We start from the raw sequence: 20,382 nt of genomic DNA, 5'->3' as shown, positions 1-20,382 counted from the left end.
CATGCGGCCCCATAAAACTTAACGAATCGGCAGCGGCGCGTTGTCGGCCACCAGTTTCTGACGGCGCATCTCCGCCCAGAACTCAGCCGGGATCACTGCATCCAGCGCAGCCAGATCTTCGGCCATGCGGCCAGGGCGGCTCGAACCGGGGATCACGGCGGCCACCGCCGGGTTAGCCAGTGAGAACTGCAGCGCAGCGGCTTTGACGTCAACCTGGAAGCGAGCGGCGATCGCTTTGATTTGCGCCACTTTCGCCAGTACCGCCGGGGACGCTTTCTGGTATTCGTAGTGTTCGCCGCCGGCCAGTACGCCGGAGTTGTAAGGGCCGCCGACGACGATATCGACATTCTGTTCCAGCGCTTCCGGCATCAGGCGTTGCAGGGCGCGTTCGTGATCCAGCAGGCTGTAGCGGCCGGCCAGCAGGAAGGCATCCGGTTTCGGCTCATCAAGCGCCAGCGTCAGTTCGCAAGGCTCGACGCGGTTGACGCCGAGGCCCCAGGCTTTGATCACGCCTTCGTCACGCAGGCGGGACAGTGCGCGGAAGGCGCCGGTACGGGCGATATTGAACTGTTCCAGCCAGCTGTCGCCGTAGAAATCCTGAGCGACGTCGTGGATCCAGACGATATCCAGACGGTCGGTTTTAAGACGCTTCAGGCTGTGTTCAATGGAGCGAAGCGTGCCGTCTTCCGAGTAGTCGTTCAGGATCTTGTTTTTCAAACCGTGTTCGAACAGGCCGCCTTTCTCACCCAGATCGCGGGCGGCGGGATCTTCCATTTCGTCCAGCATGATGCGGCCCACTTTGGTGCTCAGCACGAACTCATCGCGTGGGTACTGAGAGAGCGCTTCGCCCATGCGAATTTCCGACAGGCCGGAACCGTAAAGCGGTGCGGTGTCGAAGTAGCGGATGCCCAAGTCCCAGGCGTTGGTTACGGTAGCCAGCGCTTCTTCTTCTGGAATGGCGCGGAACATATTGCCGAGCGGCGCGCCGCCCAAACCGATCTTGCCGGGTAAAATATTTTTGATGCTCATGGTGAATCCTCAATACATTATCTTTTCAGGGAAATTGGGGGGCGCATACCGCGTCTGCCCCGTCACGAGGCTAAAGATAACGTGGCAAGTTGTGACTTGATAGGACATAATTTGTCTAAGTTAAGTCCTTTAAGGTCTCACATGATCGATTTACGCCAGTTGAAATACTTCGTCGCGGTGGCGGAAGAAGAGCACGTCGGCCGCGCCGCCGAACGGTTGCACATTTCCCAGTCACCACTGAGCCGGCAGATTTCCCAGCTTGAGGAGCGCCTCGGGTTGATGTTGTTTGAGCGCAATCAGCAACGCATCCGCCTGACCGCCGACGGCCAGACGTTTCTGGCCGAAACCCGCGCGCTATTGACGCACGCCAACCGGCTCGAGTCGCTCGGGCGCCGCTTGGGACGGGGGGAGGACGGCGGGCTGTGCATCGGCTATATCGAAAATGCGATGCACTCCGGCGTCTTGTCGAACGCATTGCGATCGCTGCGGGTTTCCCGGCCGGATGTGCACATCGTACTTTACAGCCAGCCTTCTTCCATGCAGCTGGAAGGGCTGCGGCAGCGTAGCCTGGATGTAGCGCTGGTCAATACGGCGCCGGATCGCGACGATCAGGATTTAGACTATACGCAGGTGTTGGACGATCGCATGCTGCTGGCCCTGCCGCAGACGCATCCGCTGGCGGACAGGGAAACGCTGCAGCCGGAGGATCTCACCGATCAGGCCTGGATCTCGGTGATCCACAAAGAGGATGCCCATTCGCGCGACGACTTCGTGGCGGCCTGCGTGAAGGCCGGGTTCGATCCGGATATTCGACTGGAAGCGGGCGAGCCGCTGACCGCGCTGGGGCTGGTCGCCGCCGGGTTGGGGATGACGCTGATCCAGCACAGCTTGCGGCATAACGCGCCGCAGGGCGTGGTGCTGCGCGAACTGCCCTGGATGCAATACACCACGCAGCTGTGGGCAGTGTGGCACAAGGCCAACCTGCGCCCGCTGGTCACCCATTTCCGCGAAGTGATGTCGGCCGGGCCGGCCTGCCACTAACTGCGCGGCGGTGTCCGACCCGGATTGTGTCCGCTACGGTACAGCGCGCAGGGCGGCGACGATCGCCGCCAGCTCGGCGCGCTGCTCGTCTGCCAGCGCGGGCTGCGCCTGCGCCGCATTCTCCGCCAGCAAGGTCTGCAGGCCGATCAGCCAGTCATAGATATAAAACGCGGTATTTTTGGTCGGCGTCGGCGCCAGCCGGGTGAGCCGCTGCTGGCCGCTCCAGTCCACCGCCGGCTGCGGCGGCGGGGTAAAGATCGGCTGGCCGGGGTTGACGCGGCTCTCGGGACGCATTGCCGCATCGCGCCGCTGGAAACCGAGCCAGGCGACGAAGTCGCCCAGCAGCGCCAACGCCTGGCTGATCTGCCGATCTTCCCCCTGTTCCGGCAGGCCGCCGGCGCACAGTGCGCGCTGCAGCTCATCATCGAGCTGCAGGCGGCAGGCGGCGCCGATCAGTGCATCGACCAACAGTTCGAGGTGCGGTTTGTCGACGCCGAGCAGGTCCAACAGCTGCCGGTTGTCCGGCAGTGCGCGCAGATGATTGATCCAGTCTGCGAAGATTCGCGCGGCAAAAGGCGATGCCGGCTGTCCGCCCGCCGCCGCGGGTTCTTGCGCGCCGAACAGATCGATATCCAGTCCGAACGGTGAAGGCGTCGCCGTCGGGGTCGGCGCGGCGTGCTGCTGTTGCTGATAGAGCTGGCGCAGCGTATCGCGCTGGGGCAACAATCGTTCCAGCAGTTCGCCGTGGCGGCCGGCCTGCGCCTGCAGCGCGCGCAGCAGCTGTTGGGCGCGTTGTTGGGTCGCGTGCGGATCGGCGGCGGTGAGCCAGTTGCCGAGCAGGCTTTCCGTCAGCTCGCGCTGCAACTCTTCGCGCAGCTCGAGCAAGCGCGCTTGCTTGTGGGCCGGGCGCGCCTGTGCGGCCAGGTAGTTCACCATGCGGCGGCAATCCTGCTCATCCAGCGCCAGCAGCGTGGCCCAGCTGTCACCGGGTTCGCCGACCTGGCGCTGAACGGCGTCGTCGGGGCGCGATTTGCCTTCCTGGCGTTGGTCGAACGGCGTGATAGCCCAGATTAAACCGGGCTTGCGGCGCTGGCGCAGCGCCGGGGTTTCCCCCTGGGTGTGGTCGACCCAGCCGGCGAGCGCCTGGCCGATGCGCGCGGCGTCCTGCGGCGTTGCGGCGGCATCGGTCACCAGCAGCAGGCTGGCGTGCAGGCCGTCCGCACAGCGGGTCAGCAAATGGGCGCGCTTCGCCTGCTGCAGGCGCTGCGTTGGCTCTGCCTGCGGGCAGCTGCGGCTGCCGGGCAGGTCGATCAGGGCTACGTCGGCGGGCAGGCCTGCCTGCGCCGCCGGCGGCAGGGCGGTGGTCACTTCAGCGGTCAGCCAGGCCAGATCGCTTAGCCCAACCTCCCGCTCATCGCCTTGTTCGGTCAGCACGGCGAACGCGGCGTTTTCCGGCGCGGTGCTCGCCGTCAGCAGCGCCAGCGCGCGGCGCGGAGCGTGAACCTGCCGGCTGCCGCCGAGGGCCTGCAGCGCGTGCGCCAACTGGCGATAACGCGCCGTCAGCGTCGGCTCCTCCCCCCACAGCGGCGCAAACAGGCGCGCGCGATCGTCGATGCTCAACTGCGGCGCCAGCGTCACCGCCTGCGGCCAGAAGTGCCTGTCCAGCGTGTGTTGTGCTTTGCCGCCGTGGCGGCGCAGGCTGTCCCACAGCGCCAGCACATCGTTGCCGTCAAGGCCGTCGACGGCGATCGTTTGGCGATGGCGCGCCAGCGTCTGCAGATGGTCGGCGATCGCGCGGGCGTCCCAGTCCGGGCGGAAGCCGCTCATCGCCGCGGCGTCGAGCGTGATGGCCAGCCACTGCGCTTCATTGAGCAGGGCGAGGGCGATCGGATACTCGGCGGGGCCCGCTTCGGCCGCCGTGCAGTAGCGCACCGCGAGCGAAATGTCCGCGTTGAAGCGCTTTGCGCCCGGCGCCAGCGCCGCCAGTAAATGGTTTTTGGCGGCGGCGTTGTGGCCATACAAACCGATGGCGAGCTGCGCAGGCCGGGTGTTTTCCAACCGGGCGGCGCGGTTATGGCAACGGCGCAGACGCTGTATCAGGCGATCGGCCTCCCGCTCCAGGCGGGGGGATTGGCGGCGTGCGGCGTCCACCCAGTCGATCGCCTGCAAAATGCCGGCGCTGAGCGCGTTATTCGGGGCCGCTGGGGCGAAGGTTTGTGTGTTCATCGTGGGTAAATGCTCCCGCTGTCTATCCAGTAGTGGGTCGCACCGGAGGCGCTGGCAGCCAGGGTATTGAGTTTCAGTTGCAGGTGGTGCGCCGGGACGGGGCTGCCGTCGGCCAGCAGCGCCTGCGCGATCTTGACGCTCTCAGCGCCCTGTTCGGCGCTGGCGGTGATGGCCAGCCGCAGACTGATCACCGCGTCGCCGGCCAGCTTGCGCGCCAGCTGGGTGTCATTGATGGTCAGCGTATAGAGCGGCGAGGCCGGCCAGCGTTCGTTGTCCAGCTGGCGGAAGCCCAAACGCAGCGGGCCGCGCAGCTGGAAGCTGCCGGCGGGGTCGAGCGCGAAATCGGCGCGATCCAGATCGATGTCGCGGTAGTAGACGTTATCGTCCGCCAGCATGTTGTTGCCGTCCAGCATGCCCAGATAGCGAATGGTGGAATAGGGCTGGAAATCCCCGACGTTGAAGTAAAAGCTTTCCAGCCGTAGATCGATCGCCAGCAGGCACAGCATGGCGCCCACGGCGGCGGTGGATTTGGGATTGTCGATGCGGCCGCGTTTGTTAAACGGATACCAGCTGCGGGTGTGATAGCCCTCAAGCGGCAGAATGCGGCTGGCGGGCAGCGGCTGCAGGTGGCGCAGCAGCGCCTGTACGCCGGGGAAGCGCGCCGGGCGGCCGGTCAGCAGCAGTACGTCGCAGGTATACAGCGCCACCACTTCGGCCAGCAGGCGCAGACAGTGGCCGATGCCGATGCGATCGGACAAGAAGGCGGCGTGCAGGTCGGCCAGACGGATCACCAGCGGCGTGTGCAGGATATCGAAGGCGTCGCTGTCGGCTTCGCGTTGCACTTCGCCGTTGATAAACGCCAGCACCTGCGGCGTCGGCCGTTGCGGCAGCAGATCGCCGAGGCTGGCGGCGATTTCCGCGCGGCTGTCCAGCGGATCGTATTCTTCATAGGCACCGAGCAGCGCGCGCCCGGCAGGCATGAAAATCTGCAGCGCGGCCTGCTGGCGCAGGGTGGATAGCCCGTCCATGCGCCCTTCGTTGCCGAACAGCTTATCCATCAGCGCCGCTGCGGCGCTCACGCCGGCGGCCTCGAACGCCTGTTGTACGGCGGGCAGGACAAACTGCTGAATGATGTCCAGCAGGATGTCGTCGCCGGCGACCTTAAAGCCCTCGCGGAACAGCAGGCGCGGATTGATTTTTATGTTGCTGCCCACGCCGTCGTCGAGCGAGTAGTGCGTAATCGCCAGATCCGTGGTGCCGCCGCCAATGTCGATAGAGGCGATGCGCAATGTCTTGCCGGCCTGTTCACCCGGCGCCAGCGGCCGATCGGGCCGCGCCATGGCGGCGAAGAAGGCATCGGTGCGGCCGGCGAAGTTCACCTGGGTTTCGTTGTACAGATAGACCATCTGGCCGCAGGTGGCTTCGTCCCACTCGATCTGCACCTGCGGCGCCGGGAAGCGGGTGTGTTCGCCATCGAACGGCGCATCCTGCGGGTGCCAGCCGAGGGCTTTCCATACCAGCCCGATCGCTTCCTGCATACGGCGGCGGAAGAGTTCGCGCTCCGGCTTCGGCATCGCCGAAGGCAGCGTCAGAATGATGGCGCGCAGACGGCGCGGTGCGGCGGCGTTCGGCATGCGGCTGCGCTGGGCGATGCTGTTGATCTGCATCAGCGCCTGCGCCAACAGCTCGCTCAACATCAGGCTCATCACCGCACTGCGGCTGTAATGGGCGGCGAATACCGGCAGCCGTTGCGCCGTCGGCAGGGCGGACAGCGGCATGCCCTCATCGTTGATCAGCGTGGTCAACGGCGCGGCGGCGGCCATCGGTTCGTGCCGTTCGTTGAAGCGCCAGCCGGGCGCATAGCGCTCCTCATCCCACAGATAGCGGCGCGGGCTGGAGATGCCGGTGGTGCCTTCATGCCCTTCGCGTCGCTGCGCTAATTGCGCGGCTTCGCGGCCGACCCGGGTGATGGAGGGCCATTGGAAGGCGTCGTCGCGCCCGCTCTGGAAAGACAGATGCGGCTTGCCGAAGACGGCCTGAGAAAACTCCACCCGACTCTCGAACAGTTCGTTATAGACGCGATGCGGTTCGGACAGCGATCGCAGCTGCAGCTCATAGGTTTGCTTCAGGCCGTTGCTCTCTTCCGGATGGTCTTCGACCAATACGCCGCAGGTGTGAGAGTTGCCGACGTCCAGCACCAGATCGACGTCGATCGCCGGCTGTTGCAGCGTCGCAGCCGCCATTTTTATCTGCGGCACCGCCAGCTGATGGCCGAGCATGTGCAGCAGGTTGAGGTAGTGCGCCTGGTACTCGAAGGTTTTCAGCCCGGCGTTGATCTCCGCCTCGGCGCGTTGTTCCAGCTCGACGGCGCGCTGGCTGAACGCCTCGCGCAGCCAGCCGTCCACCCAGGTCAGATCGAGAAACTCGCCCAGCTCGTGATTGCGGTGCGCCAGCGCGAAGTTAAGGCCGGCGCCGAGATCGCTCTCGCCCGGCGCCAGCGCTTCCTGGCCGGGCGCGGCGGCGCGGGTGTCGAAGGCCAGCACCACGCGCAGCAGATGACCGTCCTGATCCGGCTCATCCAACTGCACCACCTGCAGGCGCGCCCAGTTATCCGGGCCTGATAAAAACACGCCCGCCGGGGTGTGGCGCAGGAACGGCAACGGCAGCCAGAGCTTATCCAGCAGGCGCAGCGACTGCTGCAGCGGGTAGCTGAACTCCGGCCGTACCACCTCGGCGGCCTGTCCGCCTTCGGCCGGCAACTGGTATTTGCCGCTCTCGGCCTCCCATTGCAGGCGCAGCAACGGGCCACTGGCGGTCTTGCGCACGAATTTGCCGGGAAACTCGGCGTCCAGCAGCGGCGTCAGGGCAAAGTCCAGAAACTGGATGCCACTGTCCTGAATCAGCGTAATGCCGTGTTTGTAGTCCGTAAGGGGTGCCAGCATCATTTACTCTCGCGCTTGAACGTCATGGGATAGGTGGTGTCCGCATCGTAGCGGCCGGTGCACTCCGCCGCCCCGGTCTCGCCCTGGCGGCAGACGATTTCCGGGATCTGGTAGCGGCTGCCGTCGCTGCAGCGTGCCTTGGTTCGGCTGTTGATCACTAGATTGCCGGACTGCATCAGCCCGGCCTCGACCGCCACCCGGCAGCTGACGCCGTCGCCGTAGGCGATGATGGCGTTGCCCTTGCCCGCGTTCAGACGGTATTGCAGGCTGGGGCGTTTGCCGGTGATCGGATCTTTCAGCGCCACCGTGGCGCGCCATTTGCCGTTAAGAAAACGGGTGGAACCGGCCTTTACCGCTTCGGGTGGCAGCACCAGAGCGTTTTTGTCCACCGGCTGCGGGAGGACCGGCGCCGGTGGTGGCGGCATCAGCGTCGCGTGTGCCAGCGGCAAGTGCAGTTTTGGCAACGGTGCGGCCGCCTTCACCGGCGACACCGGCTGCGGTTTTGCGGCCAGCGGTGCCGGCTCTGGCGCAGGCGGGGTCGGCGAACGGCCCAGCCAGCCGGCCAAGGCGCCGCCCAGTAGCAGCATGAGCGGTAACCCTATCCAGATAGCGCGGCGCCGGCGTGGGCGTGCGGCTACCGGGGGCGCGACGGTTTCGGCCGGGGTGGGCACCGGTTCAGGTTCTGCTACCGGAGCCGGTGTTACCGGCTCGGCCATGGCCGGCTTGCGCGGGGCGGCGGCGATCGGCGCCGGTTTTTCCACTTCCGTTTCGGCAGGCCGCAGGCAGGCCAAAGGATCGTCCGGGCTCTGCGCCTGCGGTTTGATAAAGCCCCAAAAGGTCAGCACCGGCCGGTCGTCCACCAGATAGACGTGGTTGGGATCGGGGATATGCATCGCTTTGGCCAGCAGCGCGCCGAACAGGCGGTGGCTGGGGTGATCGGTCGCCTGGGTTTGTTCCGTCAGGCTGCGGAAGGTCGTCAGGCAGTGTTCCAGGTGGCGCACCGCCTGCGCCCGCTGGGCATCGCTCGCCGCCAGCCAGGAGGTGACCTTGCCGGGGAAGGGCGCATACCAGTCGATGCGGGTGCCGTTTTCGTTCGGCTGCGGGATCGCCAGGCAGTCGGCGGCCTGCTGCTGCCGGCGAAGACGCAGGGTTTCCCGCAGCTGCTGCGCGCAGGCGTAGACCGGTTGCCCGTTCTCGCCTAAAGCCAGCACATCATCCAAACTGCCACTGCGTAAGAAGGGTTTCACCACGGCGCCGCACCTTGTCCTGTTCTACAAAAACGCATAAAAGTCCATGATACCGCGCCGACTGCGCCGCCAAACGGCCAAGGACAGCCCGAAAAACGCCCTTCTTTGGCGTTAGCGCCGCGCTTTGCTAACCGGTACAGCGATAATCTCGCTATCTGGACCTGTCTCTGAACCGCTTTATCTGAAAAATAGAACGCAGCCCCGGCAAGCTGCGCTGGGGAACGATGTTCTCTTTCACTTATGGCATCGCCTCGCGGGTTGCCGATTTCGGTATGCCTCAGGCGTGCGGAGCGTTCGCATCATGGACAGCCAGTCTGAAAAAACTCTTGTGGTTACCTCTACCGCTCATCCCGCCGCCGGGCATTCGGCTCAGGGCTGGATGAACGGCTTCATCGGCATGATTATCTTCAGCGGCTCGTTGCCCGCTACCCGGGTGGCAGTGCTGGAGCTCGATCCGCTGTTTTTGACCGCGGTCAGGGCGGCGATCGCCGCCTTGCTGGCCCTGTGCGCACTGCTGCTTACCTGCCAGGCGCGGCCGACGCGGGCCGATTTAGCGCCGCTGCTGTTTGTGGCGCTCGGCGTGGTCATCGGTTTTCCGCTGCTGACGGCGCTGGCGCTGCAGCACACCACCTCGGCGCACTCGCTGGTGTATATCGGCCTGCTGCCGCTGGCGACCGCCGGTTTTGGCGTTTTGCGCGGCGGAGAGCGGCCCAAGCCCGCTTTTTGGGCGTTTTCGGGCGTCGGCGCCGCGCTGGTGGGGGCCTTCGCACTGAGCCAGGGGAGCGGCGGCTCCTGGCTGGGGGATGCGCTGATGGTCGGGGCGGTGCTGCTGTGCGGCCTGGGTTATGCCGAGGGTGCGGTGCTGTCGCGCCGGATCGGCGGCTGGCAGGTGATCTCCTGGGCGCTGGTGGTGGCGTTGCCGTTGACGCTGGCGGCCGCCTGGCTAGCGGCGCCGGCCGGATGGCCCGTGGTCAGCGGCAAGGCGTGGCTGTCGTTGGTTTATGTCTCGGTGTTCAGCATGTGGATCGGGTTTATCTTCTGGTATCGCGGCCTGGCGCAGGGCGGCATCGCCGCGGTTGGCCAGCTGCAGCTGCTGCAGCCGTTTTTCGGCCTGGCGCTGGCGGGCTGGCTGCTGCATGAGACCGTTCAGCCGATGATGATCGCCGTGATGGCCGGCGTGGTAGTTTGCGTGTTCGGCGCCAAACGTTTTTCCCGCTAGGCACCGTTGCGGGCGCATGTTCGGATCACCTCTGCGAGCCGCTCCACCGCCTGTTGTACCTGGCGATCGGCATAACCGCCCAACCCCAGCACCAGCCCCGGTTCGCCGTTGCCGGGTGCATACATCGGCGATACCGCCCGCAGCGCCAGCCCGGCTTGGTTGGCGCGCAGGGCGATCTGTGCGTCGTCGAGATCTTTCCTCAGCCACAGCACCATATGCATGCCCTGATCGCAGGGCTGCACCATCGCCAACTCGGCCGGGATATGCGCGTTGATCGCCTCGATCAGCACCCGGCGTTTCTCGGCGTAGACGCCGCGCATTTTGCGGATATGCCGGTCGAGATACCCTTCGGCGATAAAGGCGGCCAGCACGTGTTGATCTGCGCTGGGCGGATGGCGATCCATCAGGATCCTGGCGCCGCAAAACGCGTCGACCAGCGGCGGCGGCACGATGGCGTAACCCAGCCGCAATGACGGGAACAGCACCTTGCTGAAGGTGCCGAGATAGAGCGTCCGTTCGGGTGCCAGCCCTTGCAGCGAGGGGAACGGATGACCGGCATAGCGCATCTCACTGTCGTAATCATCCTCCACGATCCAGGCCTGCCGCTCTCTGGCCCAGGCCAGCAGGGCGCTTCTTTTCGCCATGCTCATCGGCATGCCCAGCGGATATTGATGCGACGGCGTGACAAAGGCGGCGCGGGCGTCGGCGGCCAGACGGATGCCCGCGGCGACGTCGATGCCGTCGTCGGCGACGGGCACCCTGACCATGCGGCGGTCGCGAAACAGGCTGTCGAAAATGGCGGTAATGCCGGCGTAGGCGGGGTCTTCCACCCAGGCGCTGTCGCCGGCGTCCAGCAGGATCTGCGCGGCCAGATACAACCCCTGCTGGGTGCCGGAGGTAATGAGGATTTGCTGCGGCGTGCAGTTCACGGAGCGGGAACGCCGCACATAGTCGCAGATGGCTTCGCGCAGCGGCAATGCGCCCAGAGGATCGCCATAGCCCGAAGGCGCGCCGGGGCCGCGTGCCCGGATGCGGTTGCCGAGCCGCCGCCAGACATCGTCGGGCGCGGTATCGCCGATCGGCACCGAGACGGTGAACGGCACCGGCGGCAGCGCCCGCGCCTGAGCGGCAAAGCGCGCCAGATGCTGCGCCTGTGAAGAAAGCGGCATCGCCGGCGGCGGACTGGCCTGTACGGTGGCGTGGGGCAGGCGGCGCGGTGCCTGATAGTGAGCGACCCGGGTGCCGGAGCCGGGCTGCGGTTCGAGAAAACCTTCCGCCGTCAACTGGGCGAACGCCTCCAACACCGTGCCGCGCGCCAGATTCAGCGCCGCCGACAGCCGGCGCGTCGAGGGCAGCAGATCGCCCGCTTTCAGATCGCCGCGGTGGATGGCCTGACGCAGAGCCTGCGCCAGCTGGTGGCTAAGCTGACCCGCTTGGCGATCGAGCTCGCCGAGTGCGGGAACGTCAACGACTTTGGCTGTTCTGGGCATGAATTCCGGTTCGCTTTACGGTGTGAAAATAGACATTCAGAGTAAACCGCTTTTGCCCTGTTCGCTATGCGCCATGCAAGATTGAAAAAAGAACGCGCGCCCGGCGCTGCGGCGCTTATGCTTTTGGCTACGACGACGTTTTTTGCACGGAGATCGCGCGTATGCACCTCATTCTTGCACCGAGCAATCTGGGCCTGCGGCCGTTGCGGCCCGGCCATGTGCCCGGCGTCTGGCGGGCGCCGCAGGCGCTGATGGCGCAGCGGCTGGTGGAAAGGCTGGCGGCGAGCGCGGTCAGCACCTTGCCGCAACGGCCTTATTCGCCGCTGGCGCAGCCCGGCACTCGCATCCGCAATGGGCATGCTATCCGCGCCTTCAATCTACAGTTGGCGGAGGCGGTGGCCGCTGTGCAGGGGCAAGGAGACTTTCCGTTGGTTGTCGGCGGCGACTGTTCGATCCTGTTGGGGGCGCTGGCCGGGGCGCGCCGGGCGGGGCCACTGTCGCTGGTGCATATCGATGGCCACAGCGACTTTCGCCACCCCGGCAACTACGATACCGCACAGCTGCTGGGGGCGGCGGCAGGGATGGATTTGGCGCTGGCGAGCGGCCGCGGCGAGCCCCTGCTGACGACCTGGCCCGGCATCGCGCCGCCGCTGGTGCCGGAACGGCAAATTGTGCAGCTGGGGGAGCGCGAAAACCGGCATGCAGACTTCGCCTGGCCGGATATTGCGCAGACGGCGATCGAGCGCATCGACGTTTTTACCGCCCATCAGATCGGCGAGGCGGAAATTGTCCGGCGTATCGAGCGGGTATTGGCCGCGCAGCCGCAGTGGCGTTTCTGGCTGCATTTCGACGTGGACGTGCTCGACCAAACAGTGATGCCAGCGGTCGATTCGCCGGGGTCACCCGGCATCGATCGGCAATGGCTGGAGAATATCGGCGCGCGTCTGCTGCAAAATCCGCTGTGCTGCGGCATGACGGTGACGGTATTCGATCCCGATCTCGACCCCGCCGGCCATTATGCGGCGCTGCTTGTCGATATGTTGGCGGCGATGTTTCGGCAATCTGGCGCATAATGGTGTGTTATCGCCCTCAACCCAAACCCCGCTGATTGAGCAGCACCTTATTCAACTCGCTGTTTTTACGCACGTTCAGCTTGCGCATCGCCGAGCGTTTATGGGCGCTGATGGTTTTCTGGCTGCGTTGCAGCAGGCCGGCGATGCTGCAGGCGGACATGCCGCTGCTCATCAAACCCAGCACCTTTTTCTCGCAGTGGCTGAGCGCGGCGATGCGGCAAGCCTGGCATTTCCACGTGCCGGCGGCGTGCAGCGCCACCCACGGGTGCTGGATGAACTTTTCCAACGCCATCTGCAGCTTGAGGCGGATGGCGTAGGCCGAATCGCGCCGATGAATGCTGAACAGCGGCGGTGAATTTTTTACCTGTTGCTGGGTCGCGTCGTCGAGGATCAGCAGGGTCAGCTGCCGTTGGCGCGGGGTGCCGTAGGGGCTTTGATAGCAGCTGGCGCAGCCCCAGCGCTCTTCCGGCGTGCGAAGCACGATTTCGATGTTATCCAATGCCTGCAGCGCCAGCGGCGAGAACTGCGGGTACAGGCGATGGCATTCGTTCAGGGAGTGCAGATAGTCCTGCAGCAGCAGACGCAGCCCCTGCTGGTAGAAGTTATCGCTGTCGAACAGCGTGAAGCGAATATCTGGCATGGGTGCCTCCTTAAAAGGCCGCGCCGGAGCGAACGGTGACGGCCAATCGCCGGCGATTGCGCGCCGGTCGTTTTCCTGATTTCCCTGGGAAGGTGCGGGGCTTATTGGTACGCCAGCACAAAATTGGCGACGGACGTGAATTCGCCTTCGGTAATGCTTTGGTTTTGAATCGCGCTGGGCCTCCCCTGCACATAGGCGGTGAAGTTCAGGCTGTTGGGGCCGTTTTGCAGTGCGACGGCGCTGGTGGCCTTGTTCAAATCGATGTCCGCGCCCTGATGATCGAACAGGGCGATGGCGGCGCCGTTCGCGCCGTTGTTGATCGCCAGCTTGCCCGGCAGTTCTCCGTCTTCGGTGCCGCTGAAGGTCACGCTGACGGATTTGAACACCGTGGTCTTGCAGTCGGTCAGCTTGATGCTGAACGGCACCGGCGTAGTATGGCCGTAGCGGTACAGGGTTTTGACGATCACCGTGCCCATCTCCACCAGTTGATCGGCGGACTGCGGTTCGATATTGCACGGGCGGCTCACCACGGTACCGTGGAACTGCACCGGCGCGCCGATAAGCTCGGTGTTCGCCGCTGCCGGCATGACGGCAACCCACCAGGGCGCGCAGACCAGCAGCGTTAAAGCGCGTAGACGCATTTTTTCGTTCCTCCCTCGGTTACTGGAATGCCGCCACGATGGTGGCCGACGCGTTGAATTCCCCTTCACCGATCTCCGCGCCGCCGTTGGCGAACGGCGCCGCCACCAGGTTCCAGGAACCGCCGTTGCCGATGTTCGGCACCGGATAAAACTCATTCGGGATGACCAGCTGGCCGTTGTGGGTCAGCCGGATGCCGAGATCGTTCTTGTCGGTTTTGAACACCTCGTTGCTGAAGGAGGCCGCCGTACCCGACACCGCCAGCTTGATGTTCAGCGTGCCGTCCTCGAAGCTGCCGCCCTCGCACTGGAAACGCACTGGGATGCTTTGCGGGTAGTTCGAGCCGTTGAGATCGCTGCCGCCGATCTCGCCGAACTCCACGTTGATCAGCTGGCCTTCGTTCACCACGCATTTATCCGGCACATAAAGGATCGCGGACTGGATAAACACCTGCGCCATCGGATTAGGGCCGAAGCCGCCGTCGGTCGAGCCGAGACGGCCGTACATCTCGATGATCTGCCGATCGTTAATCTCGACGCCGTTGATGATCTTCTTGCGCACCCGGAAGGTGATGCGGCCTTTTGAACCGCTTTCATAGTTGTTGACCTGCACATAAGGCGGTGAGCAACTGTGATTGGGATACTCGTTGGATTCGTTGTAAAAAGGCACGGTGACATAGGCCTTCTTATTACCTGCAATCCACACTTCGGCTTTTAAATCCAGGAAGTCGTTCAACTGTAGGAAGCCGTTGCCGTAGTCAGAGGGGGGCAGCGCCGAATCCGACTTGTAAAAGTGCGGGCTTCGGGGGATCGGCGTATCGCAGTAGGCCTTGCCGGTATAGGTACCGCCTAATGAATAGGGAAACTGTTTGGTGAACCCCACCTGGTTGGTGATGTTGCTTTGATTGAGGTCGATATAGAACTGTTTCGGCCCGCCGTCCGGCGTGACATAGCCGTTGGCCCAGGCGGCGGGGGCCGCCAGCGCGATCGCCAGCGGCAGGCAAAGTTTGGTCAGTTGAGTTTTCATTGCGTTCTCGAACCTCACAGGTAAATCACCTGAATATGCGCCACGGCGGCGAACCCGGCCGCCATCACCGCCCGCTGGGTGGATTCCACGCTGGCGCTGAACCACAGGGTGTTGCTGCCGGGCTGCAGAATGTAGGGGCGGCTGCGCTGATTCAGTTCCAGCGCGCGGCCCTGCTGATCTTGCAGCCGCAGGCCGATGCCTTGCACGCCGCCGTTCAGCTTCAGCAGCGACGGATTGTTGACGTCGCTTTCGCCGAGGAACACCAGCGTGGCGGCCTGCTCACCCTGCAGGTAGAGGCGGCCGGCGTCGCCGTTGCGCGGGCCGGCCGGGTTATCCGCCAGCGCTCGCGCGCCCAGCAGGCAGTTGCGGAACGAGAGGCGAAAACGCACCGGCGCACTGCGATCGCCGGTGTTTCGGAAGTCGCGTGCGCTGACGTCGCCCAGATCGACGGCCTGATCCCGGCTATCCGGCGTCAGGCTGCAGGGAGAGCTGAGCAGGCCGCCGTGAAAGCTGACGGTGCCGGTCGTGCCTTCGATCACGCCCAGCGGCGTTGCCGCCAGCGCGCTGCCGCCGCACAGCAGCGCGCCGAACAGCAGCGGACGCAGTCGATCGGTGAATTCAGCCATGCTGGACCTCCTTATTTTTTCTCGGGCACGGCGGTGCAAACGCTGCCGTTGCAGGCGAAGCGCAGCTCGGGGTGGCCGCCGTAGTCGTTGATGTAGGTGATGACGAAGCTGTTCATGCCGGTGTCGTGCAGCTTGAGGCTTTCGCTGGATTTCGGCTTCAGCATCAGCGGTTGAAAACCGCCAATCGCGCCGCCGCCCTGTTTTTGCGTTTGCCGCGTCATGCCGGTCAGGGTGATGTAAAACGGCGTCGGGTTGTCGACGGTGATGGCGCCGCCGCTTTTACGGAACACCAGCTTTTCCTGCCACACTTCACCCTTGGGCGCGACAATCGCCTTCGGCCGGTAGAACAGCTTGATCTGCGTTTGCAGCGCCAGCTGCATCACGTTGGTTTTGGTGCTTTTCGGCGGGATCTCGCGCAGGTTGAAGTAGAACACCGACTCGCGATCCTGCGGCAGGCGATCCGCCTCCGGCGTTTTAGTGATGCGCACCACACTGCGCTCGCTCGGCTCCACGCGCTGCAACGGTGGCAGTACCACCAGCGGCGAGGTGATTTTCTGGTGCTGCTCGTTCTCCAGCCAGGACTGCGCCAGGAAGGGCAGCTCTTTGTTTTCGTTGACGATATTCAGGCTGATCGATTTGGCGTCGCTCACATAGACGGCGCGCGTGCGATCCAGCGATATCGCCGCGTCGGCGGTGGGCAGTACGGCGCTCAAGGCCAGGCCGGCGGCGGTCAGTAGCGTTATCGGGTGTTTGTTCATGTCATCATTTCTCAGCGTTACGGATTACAGGGTGGCGCACGGCAGCAGCAGCTGGTCCAGCGGCTTGGCGGCGCCCGGGATCACGATGCGGCAGCGGCGTTGGCCTTCCCAGGCGACGTCCAGTTTTTCCTCCGGCTGTACGCCGGTCAGGTAGACCGAGCCGCCGTCGTTGACCACCGCGACCTCGCGGCCTTTCTCGCTCAGCACCGCGGCGCCGAACGGCGGTTCGCTGCCGTCCGCAAGGCGAATGGTGGCCAGCAGCTTGCTGCCTTTCACCACCTCGAAGTGGCGGTAGCCGATGGCGCCTTCGGTCAGCGTGCCTTGCACTACTGCGCGGGTGGCCTCGACGTCGTCCGCCAGCTTGTTGACGTCGATGCGGGTGTCGGTGTTGTAGTAGCTGGTGATGTCGGAAATCACCGCCAGCCCGAAACGGTTGCTGTAGGCGCGGCCGTTGTTGATCGGCACGCCGGCGATGCCGTCGGTGTCGAGCATCATGCGGCTGCCGCCGTTGCTCGAGTTCTGGTGCGCCGCGATGCCGTACCGGGTAGCGGTGAGGCCGCCGCGGAACGAACCGCCGATCGACGAGTAGCTGTCCTGCTGATAAGAGGCGCTGGCGTTCAGCGAGCCGAACGAGGCGTTGTGGGTGTAGTACCCGCGCGCCAGCGATTTGCCGGACTGATTAAAGCCGCCGCTGACCTGCCAGGTATTGTCCGGATCGCTGTAGTCGTTGTACGACGCGGTCTGCGTAACATCGCCATTGTTGGTTTGCAGCGCATAGCCGACACGGCGGCGATCGCCGATCGGCACGGTGAAGTTGAGCATCACGCTATCGTCGGTGCGGCCCTGGTAATAGGTGCGGTAAGCCGACAGCGAGGCGGTGATGTTGCTGATATCGCCGATGCTGAACAGCTTGCTGGCCGACAGGCCGTAACGATCCTGAGTTCGCGCGTCCCAATAGGTCTGGTGCGAGTAGGTCAGGTAGGCGGTGATCGCCTTGGTGGTGTCTTCCGCCATAAAGGTTTTGCTGGCGGTGATGGTGTACAGCTCTTTCTGTCGGCCGTTGTAATTCTTGTCGTAATCACCGTAACGCTCCTGCAGATATTGCGACATGTTCATGAACTTGCGCTGTGAGAAGCGGTAGCCGGCGAAGGTGATCTGGCTGTTCAGCTCGTCGAAGCGTTTGGCGTAGTTGAGCTTGAACGACATGCCGCTGGCGGTCGGCTCGCCGGGCAGACGGGCGATCGACTGGGTGACGTCCAGCGACATGGCGCCGAACACGTTCAGATCGCGGCCGAGGCCGAGCGCCCAGGCGTTATAGTCGCCGCCGAGCAGCGCGCCGCCATACAGCGACCAGGCGTTGCTTAACCCCCAGGAGAAGTCGCTGGCGGAAAACAGCGGCCCCTGAGTGCGGTGGTCGTAGGCCGAGGTCTTGCCCAGCGCCACGTTGTAGCGTACGTAGCCCGGCCGGGTCAGGTACGGAATGGTGGCGGTGTCCACCTGGAAGGTCGAGACGGTGCCGTCCTGCTCTTCCACTTTGACGTCCAGCTTGCCGCGTACCGAGCTGTTGAGATCTTGAATGGCGAACGGCCCGGCGGGCACGGTGGTTTCGTACAGCGTGCGGCCTTCCTGCGAGACGGTGATCTTGGCGTTGCTCTTGGCGATGCCGCGCACTTCCGGCGCATAGCCCTGCAGATTAGGCGGCAGCATGCGCTCGTCGCTGGCCAGGTTGAGGCCGGTGAAGCGATAGGCGTCGAACACCCCGGAGTCGAGATAGATCTCGCCCACCGTCAGCTTGGCGGCCTGCATCGGCAGCGCGCGGTAGGCGTAGATCTGGTTCCAGTCGAAACCGGTGCTGCGATCGCCGGCCTGCTGGTTGTAATTGGACTGGAAGTCCGCGCGCAGGCGCCAGGCGCCCAGGTTGGCGCCCAAGGTGCCGTAGCTGCTCAGGTTCTGGGCGGTGTTGTTGTTATGGCTCTGCTTGCCTAGCTGGCCGCTGATGTTGTAATCCAGCAGCAGGCCGGGAATGCCGTCATCCCACTGTTCGGGCGGCGTCCAGTCGGGATCGGAGTATTTCATCCACGCCTGCGGGATGGTGATCGCCAGCACGCCGCCGCCGATGCGATCGGAGACGGTCGCGCCCTTGATCGCGCGAATGTCGGCGCACTGGTTGTCGTGCCACAGGGTGACTTTCTTGGCCGCCTCTTCCTTCAACGCCATTTTTTCCACCAGGTCGGGCGGCAGGCACACCTGGCTGCCGCTCTTGTTATCCGGTGACGGCAAATACTGGATGCTGCGCTGAGGCAGCGTTTTCTGGTTGATCTTGATATCCAGCAAATAAGCGCCGGGCATGACGTAGTCGGCGTCGGAGAAGCGCGAAAGATCCACTTTGCTGCGCTCGCCGATATCCAGGACGTCGGTATTGAATTCCGTGGCGGAAAATGCCGGACGCACCCAGAGGAAAGACAGAATGACGAGGAGAGGTAGGTGTTTCCGTGTCAGTAATGACGTCATAACATAATCACTCATGGCAAGTCCGCGCCCAATAGCAGGTCATCCGTACGACCTGAATACGTAATGCTGTGCAGCGCCCGCCGGCGCTAGAGATAAGACAGGGTGAATTTGGCCAGAGAGCTGAAGCCGCCCGCCCGCGCCTTATCGGGATGTATGCGCAGCTGTGCGCCGAAACGCAGCGTGTTGTCGCCGGCAACGATCTGATAATCCGCCGTCGTGCTGCCGAGCGGGATCGGGGCGCCGGTATCGGTCAACAGCTCGATAGCCACGCCTTGCGCCTCGCCATACACGCCCAACAGGGAAGGATCTCGGCTGTCGGCGGTGCCGTCGAACGTGACGTTGGCCGCGCGATAGATAAAGTCGGGCTTCACCTGGCTGGCCAGTTCGCAATTCACCAGTTTGATCGTGAAATGGCGACGGCTGCCGATCAGCACCGATTGCCCGTCCTGTGAGGCGTCGGTCATGGAAATCAGACCGAAATCGACGGTTTGATCCAGGCTGTCGCTGGCGATGCCGCACGGTGTTTCGACGATGGTGCCGCCCAGGCTGACTTTGCCGTGGCCCTGATTTTTCGCTGCCGCCGCGTTGCCTACGCTGAGCGCGATGAGCAACAGACCGCAAAGGCGGATAGTCATGCTGGCGTCTCCCTGTCTTTCCCTGTTCCCTTGCCGCTCTCGTCGGCATGCAATAAAGCGGGGGATGCCCTGGGGCATCCCCTGTGGGGTATTACAGGTAAGCCAGGGTGAAGTTCGCCACGCTGGTGAAGTCGCCCGGCACCACGGCGGCGGAGGCGCTGCTGCCCTGCAGGTAAGCGGCGAATTTCAGCGAGTTATCGCCGTCGTTCAGGCCCTGACCGTCGGTCGCCGTGCCCAGTTCCACTTCTTTGGAGTGCAGGTTGTCGTAGATCACGATGCCGGCGCCGGTTGCCGTGCCGCTCAGAGCCAGCAATTTGTTGTTGACCGGATCAGGCGTACCGGTAAAGGTCACTTTGACGTTTTTCATGGTGGAGATGGAGCAATCTTTCAGTTCGATGTTGAAAGGCTGCATGCTGGATTTACCCTGGTTGGCCAGGATGCGGCTGCTGATCTGGCCCATTGGCACGGTTTGGTCAACGGATTCCGGTGCGACGCTGCATGGCGCATCGATAATTTCGCCGGTAAAGGTGACTTTACCGCTGCCCTGATTAGATGCGGCATGAGCAACAGATGCGGAAGCGAAAGCAATCACGGTTGCCAGCATTAATTTATTCAGTTTCATTTCTCAAGTTCCTGTAGAGAGTTTTTAAATAAAAAGAACAGCACATCTAAATCCCCCGCAGCGGCGGCAACGCCATGTCGCCGCCCGTACGGCTGGAGCCAGATCCTTTTGCTCTGGGCAATACGCCAACATCCGTTATTTATGAGAAATAACGAGATTTTGGAAATCAGCAATGGATTTCTTGGTAAATAAAATACGAGTTTTAAGTGTGACGTGTTGCTGGGAATATTCTTGCAAATAATAGTATTGCTTGGAAATAGATTTTATTAAATTAAGTCAAATTCAGAATATAAAACCAAAAGGAAAAAGAAATATATTTGCTTTAAAATCAATAGATCGTATACAAATATTATCCAGTATAAATCACTATATAAATAACGATATGCGAGATATTAGATCGGGGGAAATAGGGTGGCACCTACAATTCACAATATTGTTTTGCTAATATCGCCCTTAGGCAGCAGAGGCTGAATTTCCTTACTGAAACAAAATATAAAACATAATTTATTGTTTTTATTGCTATTTCATGGTTGTTTGTGCATGAAGGAGTGGGGTTTCTTATTCGCGTTTAGCCAGCGTTTAGACCTAATTGGTTAACAATTAAATAACAATTGCACCGGTAGTGAATTATTCTATCGCATTACGTGATAGGGATTTT

16 protein-coding genes are annotated in these 20,382 nt (G+C 63.1%); 3 read left to right on the top strand and 13 right to left on the bottom strand.

All coding sequences use genetic code 11. From position 1 onward, the window contains the following. Window positions 1–18: 18 nt before the first annotated feature. Window positions 19–1,029, bottom strand: a complete 1,011-nt coding sequence (locus ACRAWE_RS22915; RefSeq protein ID WP_063918360.1) for an aldo/keto reductase — start codon at window positions 1,027–1,029, stop codon at window positions 19–21. 141 nt (window positions 1,030–1,170) lie between these two features. Between ACRAWE_RS22915 and ACRAWE_RS22910 the strand changes: the two genes are divergently transcribed. Then, window positions 1,171–2,070: a LysR substrate-binding domain-containing protein gene (locus ACRAWE_RS22910; RefSeq protein WP_432525929.1), complete on the top strand. Its 900-nt coding sequence runs from the start codon at window positions 1,171–1,173 to the stop codon at window positions 2,068–2,070. Window positions 2,071–2,103: 33 nt separating this feature from the next. Here ACRAWE_RS22910 and ACRAWE_RS22905 read toward each other — a convergent pair whose 3' ends face one another. From ACRAWE_RS22905 to ACRAWE_RS22895, 3 genes are read right to left on the bottom strand one after another with little or no spacing between them, the layout of a single operon-like run. Next, a complete protein-coding gene (locus tag ACRAWE_RS22905; protein ID WP_432525928.1) occupies window positions 2,104–4,296 on the bottom strand; it encodes a virulence factor SrfC family protein in 2,193 nt (730 codons plus the stop codon). Continuing rightward, entirely contained in the window at window positions 4,293–7,238 is a 2,946-nt protein-coding gene (locus tag ACRAWE_RS22900; RefSeq protein ID WP_432525936.1) for a virulence factor SrfB, read from the bottom strand. Before ACRAWE_RS22900 ends, ACRAWE_RS22905 begins: the two co-directional genes overlap by 4 nt. Beyond that, window positions 7,238–8,488 carry an SrfA family protein gene (locus ACRAWE_RS22895; protein WP_432525927.1) on the bottom strand — a complete coding sequence of 417 codons (1,251 nt, stop codon included), beginning with the start codon at window positions 8,486–8,488 and terminating at the stop codon, window positions 7,238–7,240. The genes ACRAWE_RS22900 and ACRAWE_RS22895 overlap by 1 nt, the downstream gene beginning before the upstream one ends. A gap of 298 nt (window positions 8,489–8,786) precedes the next feature. Between ACRAWE_RS22895 and ACRAWE_RS22890 the strand changes: the two genes are divergently transcribed. Further along, window positions 8,787–9,704, top strand: a complete 918-nt coding sequence (locus ACRAWE_RS22890) for a DMT family transporter (protein ID WP_432525926.1) — start codon at window positions 8,787–8,789, stop codon at window positions 9,702–9,704. Here the strand turns inward: ACRAWE_RS22890 and ACRAWE_RS22885 are convergent. Next, the gene (locus ACRAWE_RS22885; RefSeq protein ID WP_063918365.1) at window positions 9,701–11,194 is read right to left on the bottom strand and encodes a PLP-dependent aminotransferase family protein; all 1,494 of its coding nucleotides are present in this window, start codon (window positions 11,192–11,194) and stop codon (window positions 9,701–9,703) included. The two genes, ACRAWE_RS22890 and ACRAWE_RS22885, sit on opposite strands and share 4 nt — an antisense overlap. Before the next feature lie 161 nt (window positions 11,195–11,355). On the opposite strand from ACRAWE_RS22885, the gene ACRAWE_RS22880 reads away from it, so the two are divergent. Then, on the top strand, window positions 11,356–12,267 hold the full coding sequence (locus ACRAWE_RS22880; RefSeq protein ID WP_432525925.1) for an arginase family protein: 912 nt from the start codon (window positions 11,356–11,358) through the stop codon (window positions 12,265–12,267). A gap of 16 nt (window positions 12,268–12,283) precedes the next feature. On the opposite strand, the gene ACRAWE_RS22875 is transcribed toward ACRAWE_RS22880, so the two are convergent. From ACRAWE_RS22875 to ACRAWE_RS22840, 8 genes are all read right to left on the bottom strand, one after another. Next, complete coding sequence (locus tag ACRAWE_RS22875) at window positions 12,284–12,907, bottom strand: LuxR C-terminal-related transcriptional regulator (protein ID WP_019455217.1); 624 nt, start codon at window positions 12,905–12,907, stop codon at window positions 12,284–12,286. A 101-nt stretch (window positions 12,908–13,008) separates the two neighbouring features. After that, window positions 13,009–13,548 carry a fimbrial protein gene (locus tag ACRAWE_RS22870; RefSeq protein WP_019455216.1) on the bottom strand — a complete coding sequence of 180 codons (540 nt, stop codon included), beginning with the start codon at window positions 13,546–13,548 and terminating at the stop codon, window positions 13,009–13,011. Window positions 13,549–13,567: 19 nt separating this feature from the next. Further along, window positions 13,568–14,572, bottom strand: coding sequence for a fimbrial protein (locus tag ACRAWE_RS22865; protein ID WP_019455215.1), 1,005 nt, complete (start codon window positions 14,570–14,572; stop codon window positions 13,568–13,570). 14 nt (window positions 14,573–14,586) lie between these two features. Further along, a complete protein-coding gene (locus ACRAWE_RS22860; RefSeq protein WP_063918368.1) occupies window positions 14,587–15,198 on the bottom strand; it encodes a fimbrial protein in 612 nt (203 codons plus the stop codon). 11 nt (window positions 15,199–15,209) lie between these two features. Next, window positions 15,210–15,956, bottom strand: a complete 747-nt coding sequence (locus ACRAWE_RS22855; protein WP_016930416.1) for a fimbrial biogenesis chaperone — start codon at window positions 15,954–15,956, stop codon at window positions 15,210–15,212. 24 nt (window positions 15,957–15,980) lie between these two features. Further along, window positions 15,981–18,482, bottom strand: coding sequence for a fimbria/pilus outer membrane usher protein (locus ACRAWE_RS22850; RefSeq protein WP_154747656.1), 2,502 nt, complete (start codon window positions 18,480–18,482; stop codon window positions 15,981–15,983). Between the two features lie 71 nt (window positions 18,483–18,553). Further along, window positions 18,554–19,102 (bottom strand): fimbrial protein, encoded by a 549-nt coding sequence (locus ACRAWE_RS22845; RefSeq protein WP_074056129.1) that lies wholly within the window; start codon window positions 19,100–19,102, stop codon window positions 18,554–18,556. A gap of 91 nt (window positions 19,103–19,193) precedes the next feature. Next, window positions 19,194–19,724, bottom strand: coding sequence for a fimbrial protein (locus ACRAWE_RS22840; RefSeq protein WP_019455211.1), 531 nt, complete (start codon window positions 19,722–19,724; stop codon window positions 19,194–19,196). Window positions 19,725–20,382: the final 658 nt, after the last annotated feature.

This window comes from Serratia sp. BFP-2025 (assembly GCF_050880365.1).
Lineage (GTDB): Bacteria > Pseudomonadota > Gammaproteobacteria > Enterobacterales > Enterobacteriaceae > Serratia > Serratia surfactantfaciens.
The sequence above is the reverse complement of the archived record's forward strand: the minus strand, read 5'-3'. Positions and strand labels throughout refer to the sequence as shown.

Coding starts and splice junctions, on each gene's coding strand:
- ACRAWE_RS22860 (WP_063918368.1), bottom strand. CDS start 15,198: ATGGCTGAATTCACCGATCGACTGCGTCCGCTGCTGTTCGGCGCGCTG.
- ACRAWE_RS22890 (WP_432525926.1), top strand. CDS start 8,787: ATGGACAGCCAGTCTGAAAAAACTCTTGTGGTTACCTCTACCGCTCAT.
- ACRAWE_RS22840 (WP_019455211.1), bottom strand. CDS start 19,724: ATGAAACTGAATAAATTAATGCTGGCAACCGTGATTGCTTTCGCTTCC.
- ACRAWE_RS22875 (WP_019455217.1), bottom strand. CDS start 12,907: ATGCCAGATATTCGCTTCACGCTGTTCGACAGCGATAACTTCTACCAG.
- ACRAWE_RS22905 (WP_432525928.1), bottom strand. CDS start 4,296: ATGAACACACAAACCTTCGCCCCAGCGGCCCCGAATAACGCGCTCAGC.
- ACRAWE_RS22850 (WP_154747656.1), bottom strand. CDS start 18,482: ATGAGTGATTATGTTATGACGTCATTACTGACACGGAAACACCTACCT.
- ACRAWE_RS22910 (WP_432525929.1), top strand. CDS start 1,171: ATGATCGATTTACGCCAGTTGAAATACTTCGTCGCGGTGGCGGAAGAA.
- ACRAWE_RS22865 (WP_019455215.1), bottom strand. CDS start 14,572: ATGAAAACTCAACTGACCAAACTTTGCCTGCCGCTGGCGATCGCGCTG.
- ACRAWE_RS22915 (WP_063918360.1), bottom strand. CDS start 1,029: ATGAGCATCAAAAATATTTTACCCGGCAAGATCGGTTTGGGCGGCGCG.
- ACRAWE_RS22870 (WP_019455216.1), bottom strand. CDS start 13,548: ATGCGTCTACGCGCTTTAACGCTGCTGGTCTGCGCGCCCTGGTGGGTT.
- ACRAWE_RS22885 (WP_063918365.1), bottom strand. CDS start 11,194: ATGCCCAGAACAGCCAAAGTCGTTGACGTTCCCGCACTCGGCGAGCTC.
- ACRAWE_RS22880 (WP_432525925.1), top strand. CDS start 11,356: ATGCACCTCATTCTTGCACCGAGCAATCTGGGCCTGCGGCCGTTGCGG.
- ACRAWE_RS22855 (WP_016930416.1), bottom strand. CDS start 15,956: ATGAACAAACACCCGATAACGCTACTGACCGCCGCCGGCCTGGCCTTG.
- ACRAWE_RS22845 (WP_074056129.1), bottom strand. CDS start 19,102: ATGACTATCCGCCTTTGCGGTCTGTTGCTCATCGCGCTCAGCGTAGGC.
- ACRAWE_RS22900 (WP_432525936.1), bottom strand. CDS start 7,238: ATGCTGGCACCCCTTACGGACTACAAACACGGCATTACGCTGATTCAG.